At 48.3% G+C, this 18,798-nt stretch carries 13 protein-coding genes, 1 tRNA gene and 3 pseudogenes; 4 read left to right on the top strand and 13 right to left on the bottom strand.

Annotated elements, in window-relative coordinates:
* Positions 1–31 precede the first annotated feature (31 nt).
* The 4 genes from ACXKZG_RS08955 to ACXKZG_RS08940 all read right to left on the bottom strand — a co-directional run bounded on the left by ACXKZG_RS08955 (position 32) and on the right by ACXKZG_RS08940 (position 1,765).
* The gene (locus ACXKZG_RS08955) at positions 32–211 is read right to left on the bottom strand and encodes a YodC family protein (protein WP_013202693.1); all 180 of its coding nucleotides are present in this window, start codon (positions 209–211) and stop codon (positions 32–34) included.
* Positions 212–397: 186 nt separating this feature from the next.
* A complete protein-coding gene (locus ACXKZG_RS08950; protein WP_013202694.1) occupies positions 398–529 on the bottom strand; it encodes a hypothetical protein in 132 nt (43 codons plus the stop codon).
* 37 nt (positions 530–566) lie between these two features.
* On the bottom strand, positions 567–1,478 hold the full coding sequence (locus ACXKZG_RS08945) for a DUF808 domain-containing protein (RefSeq protein WP_488876054.1): 912 nt from the start codon (positions 1,476–1,478) through the stop codon (positions 567–569).
* 14 nt (positions 1,479–1,492) lie between these two features.
* On the bottom strand, positions 1,493–1,765 hold the full coding sequence (locus tag ACXKZG_RS08940) for a hypothetical protein (RefSeq protein WP_013202696.1): 273 nt from the start codon (positions 1,763–1,765) through the stop codon (positions 1,493–1,495).
* A gap of 172 nt (positions 1,766–1,937) precedes the next feature.
* Between ACXKZG_RS08940 and yedA the strand changes: the two genes are divergently transcribed.
* A complete protein-coding gene (yedA, locus tag ACXKZG_RS08935; RefSeq protein ID WP_346594271.1) occupies positions 1,938–2,855 on the top strand; it encodes a drug/metabolite exporter YedA in 918 nt (305 codons plus the stop codon).
* Between the two features lie 8 nt (positions 2,856–2,863).
* Here the strand turns inward: yedA and ACXKZG_RS08930 are convergent, their stop codons facing one another.
* From ACXKZG_RS08930 to ACXKZG_RS08915, 4 genes are all read right to left on the bottom strand, one after another.
* Positions 2,864–3,331 (bottom strand): very short patch repair endonuclease, encoded by a 468-nt coding sequence (locus tag ACXKZG_RS08930; RefSeq protein ID WP_013202698.1) that lies wholly within the window; start codon positions 3,329–3,331, stop codon positions 2,864–2,866.
* 53 nt (positions 3,332–3,384) lie between these two features.
* Positions 3,385–4,785 carry a DNA cytosine methyltransferase gene (locus ACXKZG_RS08925; protein ID WP_488876053.1) on the bottom strand — a complete coding sequence of 467 codons (1,401 nt, stop codon included), beginning with the start codon at positions 4,783–4,785 and terminating at the stop codon, positions 3,385–3,387.
* 219 nt (positions 4,786–5,004) lie between these two features.
* Positions 5,005–5,253 (bottom strand): hypothetical protein, encoded by a 249-nt coding sequence (locus ACXKZG_RS08920; RefSeq protein ID WP_013202700.1) that lies wholly within the window; start codon positions 5,251–5,253, stop codon positions 5,005–5,007.
* 82 nt (positions 5,254–5,335) lie between these two features.
* The gene (locus ACXKZG_RS08915) at positions 5,336–6,031 is read right to left on the bottom strand and encodes a phosphohydrolase (RefSeq protein ID WP_013202701.1); all 696 of its coding nucleotides are present in this window, start codon (positions 6,029–6,031) and stop codon (positions 5,336–5,338) included.
* Between the two features lie 606 nt (positions 6,032–6,637).
* Between ACXKZG_RS08915 and ACXKZG_RS08910 the strand changes: the two genes are divergently transcribed.
* The 3 genes from ACXKZG_RS08910 (at position 6,638) to ACXKZG_RS08900 (ending at position 8,455) form a co-directional block, all read left to right on the top strand.
* The gene (locus tag ACXKZG_RS08910; RefSeq protein ID WP_013202703.1) at positions 6,638–7,300 is read left to right on the top strand and encodes a hypothetical protein; all 663 of its coding nucleotides are present in this window, start codon (positions 6,638–6,640) and stop codon (positions 7,298–7,300) included.
* Between the two features lie 186 nt (positions 7,301–7,486).
* Positions 7,487–8,278 carry a DgsA anti-repressor MtfA gene (mtfA, locus tag ACXKZG_RS08905; RefSeq protein ID WP_488876052.1) on the top strand — a complete coding sequence of 264 codons (792 nt, stop codon included), beginning with the start codon at positions 7,487–7,489 and terminating at the stop codon, positions 8,276–8,278.
* Between the two features lie 101 nt (positions 8,279–8,379).
* Positions 8,380–8,455, top strand: a tRNA-Asn gene (locus ACXKZG_RS08900).
* A gap of 83 nt (positions 8,456–8,538) precedes the next feature.
* On the opposite strand, the pseudogene ACXKZG_RS08895 reads toward ACXKZG_RS08900, so the two are convergent.
* From ACXKZG_RS08895 to proA, 5 genes and pseudogenes are all read right to left on the bottom strand, one after another.
* Positions 8,539–8,831 (bottom strand): annotated as a pseudogene (locus ACXKZG_RS08895) (zincin-like metallopeptidase domain-containing protein); the annotation flags it as partial.
* Positions 8,832–8,934: 103 nt separating this feature from the next.
* A pseudogene (locus tag ACXKZG_RS08890) lies at positions 8,935–10,095 on the bottom strand (IS30 family transposase).
* A 118-nt stretch (positions 10,096–10,213) separates the two neighbouring features.
* Positions 10,214–10,371, bottom strand: a pseudogene (locus ACXKZG_RS08885) (transposase); the annotation flags it as partial.
* A 102-nt stretch (positions 10,372–10,473) separates the two neighbouring features.
* A complete protein-coding gene (locus ACXKZG_RS08880) occupies positions 10,474–12,024 on the bottom strand; it encodes an HD domain-containing protein (protein WP_488876051.1) in 1,551 nt (516 codons plus the stop codon).
* Positions 12,025–12,453: 429 nt separating this feature from the next.
* Positions 12,454–18,330: an anti-phage protein ProA gene (gene proA / locus ACXKZG_RS08875; protein ID WP_488876050.1), complete on the bottom strand. Its 5,877-nt coding sequence runs from the start codon at positions 18,328–18,330 to the stop codon at positions 12,454–12,456.
* Between the last annotated feature and the right edge of the window lie 468 nt (positions 18,331–18,798).

Below are 18,798 nucleotides of genomic sequence, written 5' to 3'. Positions count from 1 at the left end.
GACGAGAGCGACTTCGTCCTGCTTTTTGGTGCTAGCTGGCAAGTTGGCTCTCGCCAGTGAGCAAAGGTGAGAGTTCTTCCTCCCTGAAGGCTTCGCGACGAACGCTGTGACCGTCATACCAGCGACACTCAACCATGCCACTGGCATAGCCTGTCACCACCATCGCCGGACCACCACTTTTAAGCTGCACTTCCTGACTGACCATGATCATAACTGACCCTCATGTTTGCAGACCTGACACCGGGAACTTCAGGTATAGCAGGCGGGCCAGTATTATTCTGTTAATGGGGAGTAAAACTTATGTTAAATCCCGATAAGCCGCTCAATTTAAGGCAAATAAAAAAGGCGAATAAGCTAAGTTATTCGCCTTTTAAGGGAAAGTACTGGCGCTCTGGCGTCAGATTTTACAACCTTCACAATCCGCTTCATCACCTAAGTCGGCAGGCACTTCACTGGCCTTTTTTTCCGCATTGGCTTCGGCTTGTTCCAGCTCGGCATCAATATCAAATTCAAAAATGTCGTCTTTCATCATCACTCCAGAGTTCTTGCTCGCGAATAAGCTGCCTTTATACTGATTTACCCCGCATCCTGGCAACCAAATTCACCACCAACAGCACGATTGACCCCACAATCAGGCCCAGTACCAGGTGCGCCAGATTGCTCATTACCGAGGCAAGTAGCCCGGCAAAATCAGCGGTGTAATGCTCGATAAAGTGATGAATGGCCGGCACGCCATGGGCAATGATGCCACCGCCAACCAGGAACATGGCAATGGTGCCCACCACGGTCAGGATCTTCATCATCCACGGCGCCATCGCCAGCAGTGCACCGCCAATGGCTTTCGCCAACGCCGAGGATTTCTCCTGCAGCCACATGCCCAGATCGTCAATTTTCACGATGCCGGCCACAATCCCGTACACGCCCACCGTCACCAAAATGGCCACGCCCGCCAGTATTAACACCTGGTTCATTAACGGTGCTTCAGAGACGATGCCCAGAGTAATGGCGACAATTTCTGCCGACAGAATGAAGTCGGTCCGAATCGCGCCTTTGACCTTCTTCTTCTCAAACTCTGCCGCATTTTGCTGGGAGAGTTTTTTGATGCGCGCTTCTCTCGCCTCCGGGGTGTTCGCCGACTTGTCCTTGTGCAGACTGTGCAGCACCTTCTCGAAGCCTTCGTAACACAGGTAAGCCCCGCCAACCATCAGCAAAGGGGTGATTGCCCAGGGCGCAAACGCACTGATCACCAACGCCAGCGGCACCAGGATCAGCTTATTGAGGAAAGATCCTTTGGCGACGCCCCAGACCACGGGAAGTTCGCGATTGGCCTTAACGCCGCTAACCTGCTGCGCGTTCAGCGAAAGATCGTCCCCAAGGACGCCAGCGGTCTTCTTTACCGCCACCTTCCCCATTACCGAAATATCATCCAGCAGCGTGGCAATATCGTCCAAAAGTGTCAGTAAGCTCGTTCCTGCCAAAATTACGTTCCTTATTAGTGTTCATCGTGCTGACAACAGGGACAAACCTGTATTTCGGCCACTGCCATATCGGCAATACCGTCGCAATCCCACTCAACGCGGATCGGTTGCCCTTCGGCCTGATGGTGATGTAGGTATTTACTCACCGGGCTTTCGGTCATTCCGCTTATCTCTTCGGTTGCCACCAGGTGTTCACCGACAAATATCCGTGCGGTCGCATGGGTATTCACCATGCGCTCGCCGCTGATTTTATACAGCCGTCTTACCGTGAGTTTGATACTGGCCATGGTTTACCCTGCCGAGAGATGTTAAAGAGTGTGATCTAAACAATTATGAACGAGGGATGCAACTTGTGTGACGCTAATCGTCCTTCTGCCGGAAAAAAAGTGTTTTATCATCTGGTTGAAACGTTTTTTTAGCGTTAAGTTAACCCTCCTTTAACAGGCCGAGAAAAATATCATGTTACGCCGTGCTCCTGCCCTGCTGCCGCTGTTGGCCGCGCTGTTCGCCCTCTACTTTATCTGGGGATCGACCTACTTCGTGATTAAAGTGGGCGTTGCCAGCTGGCCGCCGATGATGCTGGCAGGTCTGCGTTTTCTGCTGGCCGGTGTCGTGTTGCTGGTGTTCCTGCTGCTGCGTGGCGAAAAACTGCCAGGCTGGCGTCCTGCGCTAAACGCCGCCCTGGTCGGCATCATGCTGCTGGCGATTGGTAACGGTGCGGTGACGGTGGCTGAGCACCAGAATGTCCCTTCCGGCATTGCAGCGGTGATGGTGGCGACGGTGCCGCTGTTTGCGATGTGCTTTAGCCGACTGTTCGGCATTCAGACCCGCTGGATTGAGTGGTTGGGGATTGCCGTTGGGCTGGTTGGCATCGTGCTGCTGAATAGCGGCGGCCATCTGGGGGGAAATCCCTGGGGCGCGCTGATGATCCTACTGGGCTCATTAAGCTGGGCGTTTGGATCCGTCTGGGGCTCACGCATCAATCTGCCACACGGCATGATGGCAGGTGCGGTGGAAATGCTGACCGCTGGTATCGTCCTGCTGATCGCCAGCACCGTAAGCGGTGAGCATCTGACCACCCGTCCGGGGATTGAAGGATTGCTGGCACTGGGTTATCTGAGCTTGTTTGGCTCGGTGATCGCCATTAACGCCTATATGTACCTGATCCGCAATGTGCCGCCGGCCATCGCAACCAGCTACGCCTATGTGAATCCGGTCGTGGCCGTGCTGCTGGGGATTGGATTTGGCGGGGAGAGCCTGACCTCAAGAGAGTGGCTGGCATTAGGAATTATTGTGCTGGCGGTGATCCTGGTGACGCTGGGCAAATACCTGTTCCCGGCCAGGCCCACCGTGAAACCTTGCGTATTGGGCGAGTAACGCGACCCTTAAATCTGCCGGATCCCCTGGGAATCGATCTCTCCGTTTCCCTTTCCGGCACAGATCCACTCTTCCAGCCGGCTGGTCATCGCGTCTTCTTCCAGCCGCGTTTTGCCCCGTAACGCGCATTCCCACACCAGCAATACCTTCCAGCCCGCCGCGCTCAGTTCGGCAATATAGCGCTTATCTCGCGCGACATTACTGTCGATTTTCCCCAGCCAGAATGCCGTCCGCGTCGCCGGGACCTTAAACAGATGGCAATGGTGTTTATGCCAGAAACAGCCGTGGACGAAGATAATGGTGTGATACTCATCCAGCACAAAATCGGGCCGGCCCGGCAGCGCCTTGTCCTGCACCCGATAGTGCAAGCCAAGGCCGGTCAGCAACTCTGCCAGCCGGGTTTCAATCGCCGTATCGCGCGTGCGGATCGCGCGCATGTTTTTGCTGCGGATTTCAGAGGAGTGAACGTCGGCCATTGTTATCATCCTTATGCTTTGGCTAAGTATAGCCCAGCTTAGGATCAGGCCAGTTAACGCTGCTTCACCGCCAACGCTATCCACGGCTGGAGCAGCTTAGCCACCGCCGCAAACGCCGGCACGACCACCGAATTACCGAACTGGCGGTAAGACTGGGTATCTGAAACCGGAATGCGGAAGCGGTAACTGCCCGGCGCTTCGAAGCCCATCAGCCTGGCGCACTCTCTTGGCGTCAGACGGCGCGGACGGCGCAGCTGATTTTCGGGCTGGTCAAAATCGACTTCACCCAGCTGACGATCCCATCCGCGATCGATAAGAATTTCAGAGCCGTCTTTGTAATAGCGCGCGGAGAGCGTACGCACCACGCCGGTTTCCACCTGCGGATCGACCAGGCCATAGCCAAAGCCGTTACCCTTTGCCTGATGCTTTTTTGCGTAGTTATAAAGGTATTTCCATAAGGTCGGCGTCAGAATGTATTTGGCGTCAACCTCGGGCTCCATTAAGGCACGCAGCGGGATGCGCTGTTTGGGATAGAGCGTGGACAGCGCCTTCAGGGTGAATTCCGGCAGTTTCAGATCGCGACGCATCCCGACCAGCACAATACGTTCGCGATGCTGCGGCAGGAAATGTTTGCCATCAATGATCTTGGGATCGCCTGCACCGCTGGCTTCGGCATCTGCCACGTCGTAACCCAGCTCATCCAGCGTGTCCATGATGATGCGGAAGGTTTTACCCTTATCGTGGCTCTTCAGATTTTTGACGTTTTCCAGCACGAAGATCGCCGGCTTTTTGGCGGTGATAATCCTCGCCACGTCGAAAAACAGCGTGCCCTGCGCTTCACATTCAAATCCATGGGCCCGGCCCAGCGCATTTTTCTTCGACACACCGGCCAGTGAAAACGGCTGGCAGGGGAATCCGGCCAGCAGCACATCATGGTCGGGCACCTGCTTATCGATATGTTGATAAGCCTGCTGCTCACTCACCGCCGGATTGCCGCTCAGGGTGACGTCGCGGATATCCTGATTAAAGCGGTGAGCATCAGGATCGCAGTACCAGTTGGCTTTATAGGTTCTGACCGAATATTTGTTCCACTCACTGGTGAAAACGCACTGACCGCCGATGGCCTCAAAGCCACTGCGAATGCCGCCGATGCCGGCAAACAGATCGATAAAGCGGAAGGCATAATGCGGATGATGAGCGGGTGGTTTCGGTAGCAGCTGGCTTAGCGCCTGATGTTCGGCTTCAGTCAGCGGCGTTGCGGCGCTTTTACCGCTCATCCAGCGACTGAGGCTGTCGCGCGTCCAGCCATGCTGGCTGGCTTGCTGTAATTCCGCCAGGACCCGTTTTTGGTCATAAATCGCCAGCACGCTGTGCAGTAACTCGCAGTCCTGATCAAATTTCTGCTGGCTTGCCTGTTCGGCTAACGGCAGCGCCACGCTGTCAAACTCGCTCATAATCACCCGACATCAATAAATAAACGCCTGCAGTCTATCACTTCGCTGCGCCCGCGCCAGGCGGAAAAAAGATCGGGCAAGCTGGCGGCGCATTAAATCTGATAAAGGACGTTAAGACCGGGAGGATGGACATCGGCAAAAGGAGGCGTAACGAGTTGATGATGTAGATTGTGGCATGAAGGAAGCCCCTCGCCATAGTGAGGGGCACAAACAGGCGACCTACTTCTTCTTTTTAGATTTTTTCAGTAACGCGCGAATTTGTTTAAGCTCGCTGGCATTCAGCTGCTCATCGGTCTCTTCAGCTGTGCCCTGGTTATCGACGGCGGTGTGTTCCACGGCGGTCAGGCTGTTTTGCAAACGCTGGCAAACTTCCTGACTCAGGGAGATTTGATTTTCCAACGCCAGAGATTTAAGGGTTTCTTTTAAAGTGGGGTCAATCTTTATCGTAAGGCTTACGTTATCGGTCATCACTGATTCTCCTGAAAAATGTCCCAGATAACGTAGCCTGTATTGTGCGCTTTAACCATACAGTCATAAAAATTTAATATTTCTATGAAACCGGACTAAATTCTCGTAACACGTCTTCATCGAGGGCGCAGAAATCCCCTTTCAATTCTGCACACAGCTTGGCCATATAAGTCACCAGAAAACGGGCATTGTGCTCAGCCAGACGTTTACCTTCGACGGTTTGCATGGTGTCAGGCAGGCGCAGCAATTTCTTCTGGAAATGGTCCAGCGCCCATTCGGTATCATTTAGCTGTCGTTCACGTCCCAGCGGATCGGCACTGTCGAACAGTGAACGCCCCAGCGCGCCAGAAACATAAAACACCCGCGCCAATCCAATCGCGCCTAATGATTCCAGACGGTCAGCATCCTGCACGATCTTCGCTTCCAGCGTTTCAGCGGTTACGCCGGCACTGAAGCTATGAGCATGAACCGCGTGGGCCACCGCTTCGTATTTATCTTTGGGGAAATCAGGAAAGACCTCGCGCAATACGCGGCGGGTCTCGACCGCGGCCTGCGCAGACGCCAGATGACGTTCCGGGTGATTTTTCGGCAGGTTCACAATATCGTGGAAATAACAGCCTGTAAGCACAACCAGCTCATCCGCCTCGGTGCCATTCATAATACGCTGTGCTGTCTGCCAGACACGGCGCAAATGGGCCACGTCGTGGGCTTTATCATCCTGTGGCCAGGTCTCATGGAGCCAGCTTTCAAAACGCAGTTGCCAGTTAATAAGCGACATAGACTTCTCCTTATTGTTTGGACTTGTAGAGATGTCAGTGGGTGAAGGCCAGTCCACTGCTGGAAACCCGCCTGTACCAATTGGTCAAAAACGAGATCCACATCATGTTTATAACGCTAATTTTAACGGAATCACAACATATTTCGTCTTTTCAGCCTTTTGCCATAGGAAAATTTATTGATTAATTTTCAGGCAAATGGTTAAACAGACATAATGAACGCCGTGAAATTAACTGTCGGCTTTTATGCAAAGAGTGAGATAGAATTAACGCTACCCGACAATCTCTTATTTTGGGGCATTTTTACCTCGCGACGGTACGCTGTTTCAGCATCTGCACTGTAAGAGATTGTAAAGACGACATATGTCAAATTTGTTACCCCGCCTTTATTTTAGGGGATCATCTTGGGTAAGACCGGGTAGGACGACCTGATCATTCAGCAGGTGCGATGGCCCTAACCTGGCAGTGAAATCAACAAGCACAGCTAATGTTTACCTAAATTTTTGATTCTGGTATTTTTCTTCAGGCTAATGTTCAGATTATTCTGTCTTGTCTTTTTAGCGTTGCTGTGTTCATCGGTTCAACATGTAAGTAACAGAGGTCAAACCATGAAAGAACGCCCGATTTTGTTTAGCGATCAACGGGTGCGAGCGCTGCTCTCAGGCCAACAGAGCCAAACTCGGCGCATTATGAAGTCACAACTCTTTGGTCCCGGACAGGATAACCATGAGGGGTGCTATGGTATTGATGTGCTGAATAATCACCTGCAAGGCAACCGGGTTATGGGTATGGAAAACTTAAGTTACCACTGCCCTTACGGACAACCCGGCGACAGGCTTTGGGTCCGTGAAACCTGGCGCGGCCCGGTTATCGAGCCTGACGAAATGGCGGAATATCAGCGTTCGCCAGCGGCATTTAAAAGCGCGCGTTATTGCCAGTACCGTGCCGATACCAGCCAGTTCGCAACCGCCGAGCTGGATGAACAAGAGCAGTTTGGCTGGCAGGCCGGCATTCATATGCCCCGCTGGGCAAGCCGTATCGATCTGGTGGTCACCGGCATTCGTGTCGAGAAAATTCAGGATATCAGCGATGACGATGTGATCGCCGAGGGTGTGCAAACCGACTCCCATTTTCTGAATAACTTTTTCACCATGCACAGCGAAGCGGTTTCCAGCAAAGATGCCTATCGTAAACAATGGGCGTTACAGTACGGTGGCACCAGCTGGGAAGTTAACCCCTGGGTCTGGGTGATTGAGTTCGAACGCGTCTGAGGCGAAAGGCCGCTTTTTTGTACTTCATCACAGACAATGCTGGTTTTAAGTGATTGAATATGCGCCTTAAAGCCAGCGTATCCCACATTTAGCTTTCTTTCTTAGGCACTGTTGCTCCCACGCAGCAGTTGCGTAAGACGGTGCGCTACGGCATGGTAAAGATCCCTTCAGCGAACCGGGTGCATCATGATCAAATGGCCGTGGAAAACCGACGAAGATGCCAGAGACGCCCTGCCCTGGCAGCAGGCAATGGCGATCCCCTTACTTGGCGCGCTAACCGATGCTGAACAGACATCGCTAATCTCATTAGCGAAACGCTTTTTACAGCAAAAGCGCCTGGTGCCGCTGCAAGACTTCCAGCTTGATGAACTCAAAAGTACCCGCCTCGCACTGATCTTCTGCCTGCCCGTGTTGAATCTGGGTTATGACTGGCTGGACGGTTTTCACGAAGTGCTGCTCTACCCTTCTCCTTTTATGGTCGACGATGAATGGCAGGACGAGTTTGGTCTGGTCCACCATGAAAAGATGGTGCATTCGGGTCAGAGCTGGCAGCAAGGTCCGGTGGTGCTGAACTGGCTGGATGTGCAGGACTCCTGGGATCTCTCCGGTTATAACCTGATTATTCACGAAGTGGCGCATAAGCTCGACAGCCGCAGTAGCGGTCATGCCAATGGCGTGCCGTCAATTGCGCTGCGTGATGTGGCGGGTTGGGAGCAGGATTTGCAGGCGGCGATGAAGGACATTCAGGATGAGATCGATACCGTCGGTGAGAACGCCGCCAGCATTGATGCCTATGCCGCCAGCGATGCCGCCGAATGCTTCGCCGTGTTATCGGAGTACTTCTTCACAGCGCCGGACATCGTGCAGGATCGTTTCCCCAGCCTCTATCAACGTTTTAGCCAGTTTTACCGCCAGGATCCGGCCAAACGCTATTCAGACGCGCAATCCCGTCAAAATGACCGTGGAATTGTTCACTAATACGTCGGGTTGATTTAATCCTAGCCAGTTGAAAGCTAGCGTGTTTTTTGCTGTTGACACACCTGGGCTACCCCGCTAATATGCGCCCCATCGAAACCGATTCCTCTGTAGTTCAGTCGGTAGAACGGCGGACTGTTAATCCGTATGTCACTGGTTCGAGTCCAGTCAGAGGAGCCATATTAGAAAAGGCCGCTTAAGGAAACTTAAGCGGCCTTTTTGTTTTTGCGCGTATCAATCGTGGCGGGATCAGACGTCCTTCATCAAAAGCAATGTGCTTTCGATGCTGCGCTTGGTGGCTTTGAAAAATATAGCGTTTATCGTTATTCAGGGCTTTCAGCCAAGAAGCGATATTGCTATCGTGCTGGACCTCTCCGGTAATATTCAGATCCGCCATCAGGAACGTGCTTCCCAGCCAGGCGATCCACTCCTCAAACGCCCCCCCTCACTGGCGAGCATCCCTTTTATTTCAGTGTTCTGGCGGTTTTTACCGCGCTATCGATAACCCGCTCATGCAGGCTGGTGGCGTAGCGTAGTAGTTGGCGGCATCAGCATAAAATATCGTTGTGGTAACTACTAATTTAGCAATGCACGCTTCTCGCTCTAAGCCAATCACACTAGTGTCAGACAAGGTCCGCTGTCCGTTATGAGCTGTGAGTTCAACCGATGGATGCAACACGCAGATTGAACCGCTCTGCGGGTGATTCATAGTCTAGCGTTTTTCCCGGCCTTTCATTTAGCTGTCTGGCAACACTGTTAAGTCTTTGCTGGCTGTGAACCGATAAGTCAGTTCCTTTTGGAAAATATTGTCTGAGCAGCCTGTTCGTATTTTCATTTGAGCCACGTTGCCAGGGAGATCGAGGATCACAGAAATAAATCTGAATGTCTGTCGCTACAGTAAACCGAGTGAGGCTTGTCATTTCAGCGCCTAGATCCCATGTTAGTGTTTTATAAAGCTCAACAGGTAATTCCCGGCCTTGTTTGATGAGTGCAGATATAACAATTATGGTTTTGTTGTCCCTGATTTTGACCATCATAACAAAGCGGGAATGGCGTTCAACGAGGGTGACGATATAGGAGTTTTTCGAGCCCTGGATCAGGTCACCTTCTCATTGACCTGGTATGGCTCTTTCTGCGGCTTCAGGTGGCCTTTCGCTGATAGGTATCGCATTCGGGATTGGCCCAAATCCTTTCCCTTTAAGTGATGACGTTCTGGATCTACGCACTGCTCTTCCGCTTCTGAAGCATTGCTGCAGTTCTTTTTTTAATGCTCCCCGGGTTTGTATAAAAAGCGTTTTATAAATCGCTTCGTGTGACACATGCATTTCCTAATTATCCGGATAACAGCGTTTCAGACAACCGGCGATTTGTTCCGGCGACCAGTCCTGATGCATCTTCTCTGCAATGATTTTACACAATGTGGGGCTTTCAATTAGCTTGCAAGGTTTTGGTCTCAGAGCACTTTCCCACGCAGCAGTATCCGCTTTTGCTGCACGGTATTGTTTTGCACCTCCGTGCCTCTTGATCTCGCGGCTAATCGTTGAGGGGGCTCTTGATAATTTGTCTGCGATGTCCCTGATGCTACGTTTTGCTACCAGTCCTCTGGATATATCCTCTCTTTCATCAAGCGAAAGCGCTAACCGGTGCCGCTTACGTACAGGAGGACGATATCCACCAGTCTGGTGGATAGTGGGCATGATAGAAGAATGATATCTGTCGAACATTCTGGCGATATCATGCAGGGAATCACCCTGCTTATACCTGTCCCAGATAATCGCTTTCTGTTCAGGCGTGTAGTTAATTCGCGTTCTTCGTTTCATGGCAACGCCCCCCTTTGATTAAGGATAGCGTTGCATCGACCCGTTGAACTCACAGCGAGGAGCGGACATCTCCCTCGGTTACGGGGTTCGCAGTGTATGAATCAGCGAGGAACAGGTCAGCACGTTTACTGACGCAAGAATAATCCGGACAGCGAAACTGTACCCCATGAGGGTGAAAATGGAATCAATGAATCCCTGTGCAGCGCGTAATATAAGCCTGAAAATGCATTTAACGGTGAGTAAAGTGGAAATAACGAGGTCAGAGTAACACTGCGGACCAACCGTTAAATATGAGCACCGTTAGCTACTGGGGATAACTAACGATGATGTGGCTTTAGCATTAGGGAATATGTTACAAGAAGTCTAGGGTTCTATTATTTACTTTTCACTTTCAACATTATTTATTTTATCTTTAACAATTTCTTCAATATCTTTAATCAGCCCTTCACATATTCCGAGAATTTCAGTTTTAGTGGCCTTTGATACAAAAACACGAATAAAGAATTTAACATAGTGATATGGTTGAAGCACTTCGTTACAATCACGCAATTCATTTATTTTATACTTTCCATTTATTTCTTTTTTAATTATTTTGGCTTGGCTTTCCTCAATATCTTTGAAGTTATCTTCAATCTGAAAATCAAGGACCCATTCATTTCCACTTATAGCATTTCCGAGAATGACTTTGATCTTTTCAGATATTTCCTTTTTGCACTCCTTGAATGTATTATTTGAAAGTCTAACATTGGAAAATGTGTGTTTTTTTTCATATATTTTTTTCCACACATTTCTACTAACAATATCATCGATTATTTTTATTGAATCTTCATTTAATTTACTTTTAAGCGTATGCTCTAAAAACTTCTTGTCTGGATTGCTTAGATAAAAATTTTTGATCAAATCAATGATTTTATCTTCAGTCTCTAAAGATATAACACTAACAGCACCTGAGCCAGAACACGCTTTGTTAAGCATGGCAGATAACGCGCGATTGGTTTTATGAAAATAAACTTGACTATAAAGACCGCTTCTTGCATTGGCAAACTCTAGAATTGAATCCATACCACTTTCTTTATATGCCAAGTAAATATTATTTTCAACCTCAACAGGGATAAACGACATTAGCAATCGTCCATAATCATAAATCCCGTACTTAACACCTGAGAAGTAGCTATCTCTCAGTAAGTAGTCCATTCTATCTGCATCTATAGGTGAAGATGATATGATTGAGCCCAACAAAGGATATATATTCTTGCCTTTTATTTCACCTGTAAAGTCATATTTTTTCTCAACGATTTTTATAATACTATCTGCGTTGATTTTCTTTATATTCTCTTTATAAACATCGTCACCATCAGATTCACTTTCAGCTTTATTTTTCAATTCATAAATTATTTCCTTGATAAAAATACATGACACTTGTTCGTGACTTAATTTTCCGTCTTCATTATCAGCTAGTGATATAATCTTATCGTATTCCTGAGTGTCTTCAGTCTTGCATTTTTCTTTGAATTTTTTTATATCTATTGCAAAACTATCGAATTGATGGGCTAGAGGACCATGTCCAACATCATGTAACAAAGCTGCAATACGCAGTTCCTGAATAAGACTTACTGGTATTTCTTTAATCTCCAAATAGAGATCAACGTCCTTACTTTTACGATTAAAGATCAATGCATTCAAATCTAAATTTTTCAATATTTCATACGATAAATGCATAACTCCAACTGAGTGTTCAAAACGAGAGTGCATTGCAGAAGGAAACACTTTATATAAAAACGTATTCTGCCTAATATCCCTCAGCCTTTGAAATAAAGGATGGTCAATTATTTTTTTTTCGAGCTTAGTTATTCGAATGACTCCATGTATAGGATCTAGAAATTTCCCCAGAAGCAGGTCTTCAAAGTTATCAGTTTTTTTTTGCGTCATGATACTTTCCTTTTCATGTAGTTATAACACTTAATTTAAATAATATTAATGCTTATGTTTTCTATTCGTTATTTAATAGTCAACATATTCTCGAAAGAGCATATCAATATGGATTCATATATTAAATTGGCCTGTGCACTTGGGTTATGATCTGGATTGATAGGATAAAGCACCACTGATACACGCCAGGGTTTAAACTGCGGCCACGATCCGTGATGTTAAAACCAGTATGGAATCATGGTTGTGCAATTGTGTTTTCTTGACTTGCTTTACGTAAACTAACATACCATGATACAAGCAACGTCCGCTTCTGGCACAGAACTGCCCTCAATCAGATCGTCCCCTATCCAAAAAAACCAGCTCATATACTAATCAATACAATCTAATAAAGGCCATCAAAGGCTCTGACACCCTAAATGGCCATTTAATTTAGAGTACTAACTCTAGTCTTTGTCTCGCCTGACTGGTTAGTCGTTTAATTCCCAGTGAGCTAGCCATTTCCGAAATCTTATTTGTTCCTTCAAAACTCAGAGCCAATGCTCGCAACTCTTCACTTGGAATAGCATCAACCTGACGAACATCATAGTCCGTTGCAGGCAAACGGAATGAATTCCAATCAGTTTTTTGTGCTTCTGACAGCCAGACAAAATCTTCACCAGAATGATCGGTCGCGACATAATAGTGATCATCTACTATCTCCATAACACGCTCACGAATCAGTCTTCCCGCACGGTTAAAACCATGAGCACGTGATACCCGCTGCACCAGTGTAGTATCCAAGAGAGGTGACTCACCATTAACCACCTCTGCAATAAGAGCTTTTAGCGTCTCATCGTACTCCACGACATAAAACTTCTCTGGGTCAGTTTTGCCCTGCCATGCCTTCAAATCATTCACGACATATTTTCCCGCAGTTGCAGGTTGAGCGGCTTCAGATACCGCTGAGGACGCATACTTCAGTTCCTGCAACAAACCCTCTGACTCATATTCTGCTACTGGTGAGTGAGCAACCGGTTTAATGCTCTCAACAGGCGCTGATATTTCTTCATCATTAGCCACAAGCTTAAAATCTTGTTCTTCGTTTACTTCTTCATTGCTGTTTTCTGCAGTAACTATCTCTACCTCTTCTTGTGTTTGAGCAATGGCGACTTCAACTGCTCTGGATTCTTCCAACAGAGCATTAATCGCTATATCCAACCTTTCTAGTGCGCCTTCCTTATCCACCCACCATTCTGTTGACCACAGGCGGAGAAGTTTCCAGCCCAGCCCCTGCAGAATCGCGCTGCGAACCTTATCACGATCACGTGCAGTGGCTGCGCTGTGATAAGTGGCACCGTCGCATTCCACCCCCACAAGATAGTCGCCGGGTTTGTCTGGATGCACGATCCCTAAATCAATACGGAAACGCGATACTCCGATCTGCGGAATAACTTGCCACCCTCTCCTTCTTAAGCCATTTGCTACGGCCTCTTCGAATGGAGAGTCATAACCGCCTACTGAACCACGAACCGCCTGTGCCAGAGCCATCGGTCCGCGCTGGGCGAACTCGATAAAGTGTTTAAGGTCAGCAACCGCGCGTGCACTTGTGCGATTGAGATCGATTATTGAGGGATCAAAAGAGCTGAATACCATCATTTCCTGCCGCGCGCGGGTGACAGCAACATTGAGACGTCGCCAACCACCTTCACGGTTCAAGGGTCCGAAGTTCATCGACATAGTATTCGCACCAGGCTCTGTCGGACCATACCCAATGCAAAGTATGATCAAATCTCTCTCATCCCCCTGAACAGTTTCCAGATTTTTAACCACAACAGGTTCCTCCAACTCCGACTGGAAGAATGGCTCAATTTCGGGATGTTGTTGCCGGGCACGATCCATCAGGTCATTAATCAGTTTTTGCTGTTCCGTATTCAGCGTAATAATGCCAATGGATTTACCGGACGCTATAAACGTTTTATCCTTCAGGCGTTTTACGGTTTCAGCAACTATTGCTTCGGCTTCTGCCTGATTATGGCGTCCCTTACCTTTTGAATAGATCCCCGCAACCTTGCACCACTTAACAGCACTTTGCTTTGTTTCCGATGCAGGGAAAGTGATCAGATTGCTGTCGTAGTACCGATGATTAGAGAACGTTATCAGGCTTTCATGGCGGCTACGGTAATGCCAGCTAAGACTGTGGTTATACAGGCCGGCAGCCAGGCACTCATCAAGAATGCTTTCCATATCCTCTTCAGTATCATCCGTCTCATTTGCCGCGCGGTTGAAGAAACTGGTGGGCGGCATCTGTCGTGGATCGCCAGCAATAACAACCTGTTTACCGCGCGCCATTACACCAATAGCATCCCAGGGGGATATTTGTGATGCTTCATCGAAAATCACCAGATCAAACAGCGGCTGTTCCGAAGGAAGGAATTGTGCAACTGAAAGTGGGCTCATCAGCATGCATGGCGCAAGCTTAGACATAGCATCACCCATTTCAGCCGCCATCTGGCGGACAGGCTTATGACGCCGGGATTTCTGCAACTCATGTTTGAGCGAGGCAAAACCACCCTGCTTACTGATCTCATTTTTTGCGGGTATCACACCGCACAATCGAGCACGAATATAACGAACCGTAAGTCTGGCGAGACGGTCAGTCTGGGTGCGATAGGCCTCAATATCACTAAAATGTTCAGCTGGTACAAAATTATGTAACAAAGGCTCTGAGTCAATCATCCACGACGCAAACCAGCGGCAATAGGCTGTTTCAAACAACTCAGCTGCGCTGATATCACCTGAATCAAGTTGCACCAGGACGTTGATCAGTGGCAATAAGCCCTGGTCAATGGCTTCTTCACGTACCCGGCGCCAGTCACTCCAGGCTTTTAAAGCCGATTGATGATGCACGATACCCATGGCGCATTCGCGTAAAATGGGTATCGACATGTCGCGTTCTGGAACTTTGATAAGATTGCAGAATCTTGCTTTAGCTTCATTGAAACCCGATACAGAAGCACGCAGGTTGTGGGATAGAGCAGCAATAATACCCTGCGAGCCGAGCAAGTCATTGGCATTAATAACCAATGTTTTAACCGCTGAGCGGATCTCTGCAAGCTGCTGAGGGGATGAGGCAAAACCACCCAACGCACTGCGAAGAGTGTCAGCTAAATCCAGAGTGTTCTGTAAGTCAGAAAGATTGGTGTCAAGGCCATTCCATGCCGGCATCGTCGCCGTGCGTGGAGTTAGCTCAGACAGCTTGTGATGTAATGCCTGAAGCTTATCAATAATGGGAAGATCGACAGTCAGGTCGGGAGTCGCGCTCAGTAAAAATTGTCGAACCACCTCGCCAATGACTTTCTTACGGGCATTTGTTGCGAAGAACCAGAATTTTTTGTCCGCCTCTTCAAGTGAGGTTTTAAACTGCTGAACATTGAGGTTCAGCCAGCTGTTTCCGGGATAAGCAATGGACAGTCGTGCTTTAAATGATTCAATTTCGCTCAGAAGATTGATTGCCGCTTTTGCAGCTTCAATGCGAGCCGCAGCATCCGGGGCAAACATAAAACTCAGATCAATACCGGCCACACTAGACATTAGCTCGCAGAGTGATGTCAGTTGAATCAGCTTATCTGGCTCGGTTGAATTAAGAGTAATTCCCGTCGCTTTAAGCAATTCTCCTGTGGCGTTTTCCAGATGCTGTATTTTTCCCGGAATTGCCTGTGCTTCAGCAACCAGCGACGATTGCCAGCCATTCGTCCATTCAGTCTGGTTAATGATTCCAAAATGAGAGTCGTGTTGTTTAAAAGCATTACGATTAAGTTCAAGACGTTTGGCAACTTCACGGAACGCTGTCATTTGTAGAGAGGAATGCAAAGTGCCAGCTGCCCATGTGAATTCAGGCGTTAAAGAACTGGCATCTCTGATAACGCGGCCCATCGCCTGATGGAGCGTCAGGCCATTTGGCCAGCGCAAATGCAGTAAACGGACAACCTCATTCAACTTGTCACGCAGGCGTTGCACCTTGCCAGCTTCCTCCTCCCACTCACTGGTGGTGAGCATATCGCGAGCATCCCATGCCCGTTCAAGTTGCTTGAGGAAATCCATTTTTGACGTTTTACTGGAATGTAACTCCAGACAAAACTCGCCGAGTCCCTGGGCTTCCAGCCTGCGATAAACCACATCAAGTGCCGCTTTCTTTTCGGCAACAAATAATACACGCCTTCCCAGCGCCAGATTGTGTGCGATCATGTTGGCAATGGTCTGTGATTTACCCGTGCCAGGCGGTCCATCTAGGACAAAATCACGGCCTTTGGCAGAAGCCACTACAGCGGCAATTTGCGAGGAGTCTGCAGGTAATGGCAGGAACAGATCCCGTGTGTCTACAGCATCATCAAGTTTGTCGACCTCAACTATTTCTCCACTTTTCTCGAGAACAGCATTTTCCTGACCACGCTCAATAAGATATTTCACCAGAGGGCTTTGCATCAGTTGTGGTGCTCTGTCGATCAGGTCCTTCCACATCAGATACTTGGCAAATGAGAAGGTGCCTATCACGACATCACGTGTGACCTCAAAACCTGGCATATCGCGCACAGCGCGGCGCACCATATTCCAGATACCATCCACATCAATGCCACTTTCATCTGTGGGCAACTCACCATCAAGACCGTTGATCGTTAATGCGAAGTCATTGTGCAGCAACTCAAGTAAGGTGAGATTGAAACGGGGTTCCTCTTCCAGCAAGCGCATGGTCACGCCAGAAAGTGCACTTTTGCGGTCAAGTTGAATCGGTAGAAGAATAAGAGGAGCGGAATAACTCTTTGGGTCTTCAGCTGATTTTTTCCACTTAAGGAAACCCACTGCAAGAAAGAGGGTGTTGGCACCGCCCTCATCCAGATCGCTTTTTGATTTACGATAAAGATCAATCAACGCTGATTCCAGACGTTCTTTTTCAAGCGGCGAAACAACTTCGCCACGATCCAAAGCCTGTTGGGCATATTCCTCACGGAGATTTTCATTTGTCTGCTGACGATATAATTCAGCATCACGTCCGCCCATCTCAAGGTCAGGTAATGAGACAATGCGAATTCGTTTACCTTCTGCCAGTTTGTCTTCGAGGTAGGCGGGATTAGAACATATCAGCCGGATACCTTTGGCACTCTCTGGCAGATGCAGTAAACGGTTGCGGGTCGTCAAATCAAGCAGTTTACGCTGCCACTGCACCAGACGACCCGTTGCTTCTTTTTCCCCTTCAATCTCGATATCAAGCTCAAATGAAGGGAGTACTGGTGCATCTTCAAAACCATGCCGAACATCCAGTTCTGATTCTGACTGGCTTTCCAGGCGGGTGATTCCAAGCGCCAGGGGGCGAATTTTTTGCATCCGCGCACGGCGAGTATCAATGGCTGCGTGAAACTCGTCTTCCGTAAGGTGCTTTAACGCTTCTTCAAAAGCCTGAGTGAATGAAGGTGGGTGAGCTTTAGTGACCAGTGTCGTTTCAAACACCACCATTTCTTTCAAATCGATGCGCTTACGAACCGAAGATACGTCTTCAGTGACTAATTGCGCAAACTCGTGCGGTTGAAGCCAGAAACCAACAAAGGCATGTCCTTCGCTAAGGAATACCAGAGAGTTGAGTCCAATTTGTTCCAGTGCGGAGGCAAATAATAACGTTGTATCCAGGCAGGTGGCGACTTTGCCTTCCAGAATAACGCCCGGAGTACGAATTTTCTGACCGTTACGTTCAAAGCTGGCGGGAGGTAGTGCATAACTGACACTCAGGTTACAGACTGCAGTCCATAGCGCAGAAACAATCTCCCATACGCGAGTTCTGGACTGGCTTTCATAACCATCCAACGCATGGTTTTTGCCGGCACTGCGCAAAACGTCCGATGTCGCTTTGAGGAGACGGTCTACGGCAGGATCATTCGGCATAATGAAAGAAGGAAGCAATTCTAACATTGCATTGCCCCCCCACTCATTTTTAGCCAACGCTTCGAGGGGATAATTGATAGTGAAAAGTTCTTCATCTCCCTGCCGCAAACTTAGTGTGACTTCACACATCACACTTTCAGTCAGTTCAGCCAGCCATTTGGCATTGAGCTTTATATCACGCTCACGAATATCAAGAGATGTACCTGGAAGCAGGCGATCAATATTCCATTGCTTCGCTTCGAGCACTGCTGGTGCTGTCTGCAAATGTAACGTTAAATCCTGAAAGTTTTGATCTGATTCGTTATGCAAGACAAGTTCACGTAACAGCGGAACTGCATTCTGGTGAGAAGTGAATCCCAGTTTCCGCGCGATACTCACCTGCGCCCTAATGCTCATAAAAATACGTCTCCCAGGAAAAAAATCCCTATATCATTCAGATGGTTTGACAATTTTGAGTTCTAAAGCAGGCACAAGAGACAGTTCGATGAGTTGCGATGACAAAAAAGTCAAAAATTGCAATGCCAAGTTGCACTGTCCAATCAATGGGCATGAGTACAAAAGGCAACAAATGAGAAGCAACAACATGCAAAACCTACCGCTAGTGGGGCATCCTCAGAATAGTCTTAGTTTTTTTATACCTTAAAGGATCAAGCGCAGCTAATCTATAGACGCCATAATTTTTAGGATTAAGAAATAAATCCCACAATTAATAACATTAACTCATTGATTAAATAGGGTTTTATACAAAAGCAAAAGCATTAGAACAGCTTAAAAACGATAAGAAATATTATAAATTCAGCTTTATTCCAAACAATCTTTGGCAATCAGATTGGATAACATGCGAAATTAGAGCATAGAAATATT

It is taken from the genome of Erwinia sp. 2186 (assembly GCF_057812255.1).
This window is presented reverse-complemented; position numbering and strand designations above follow the sequence as displayed.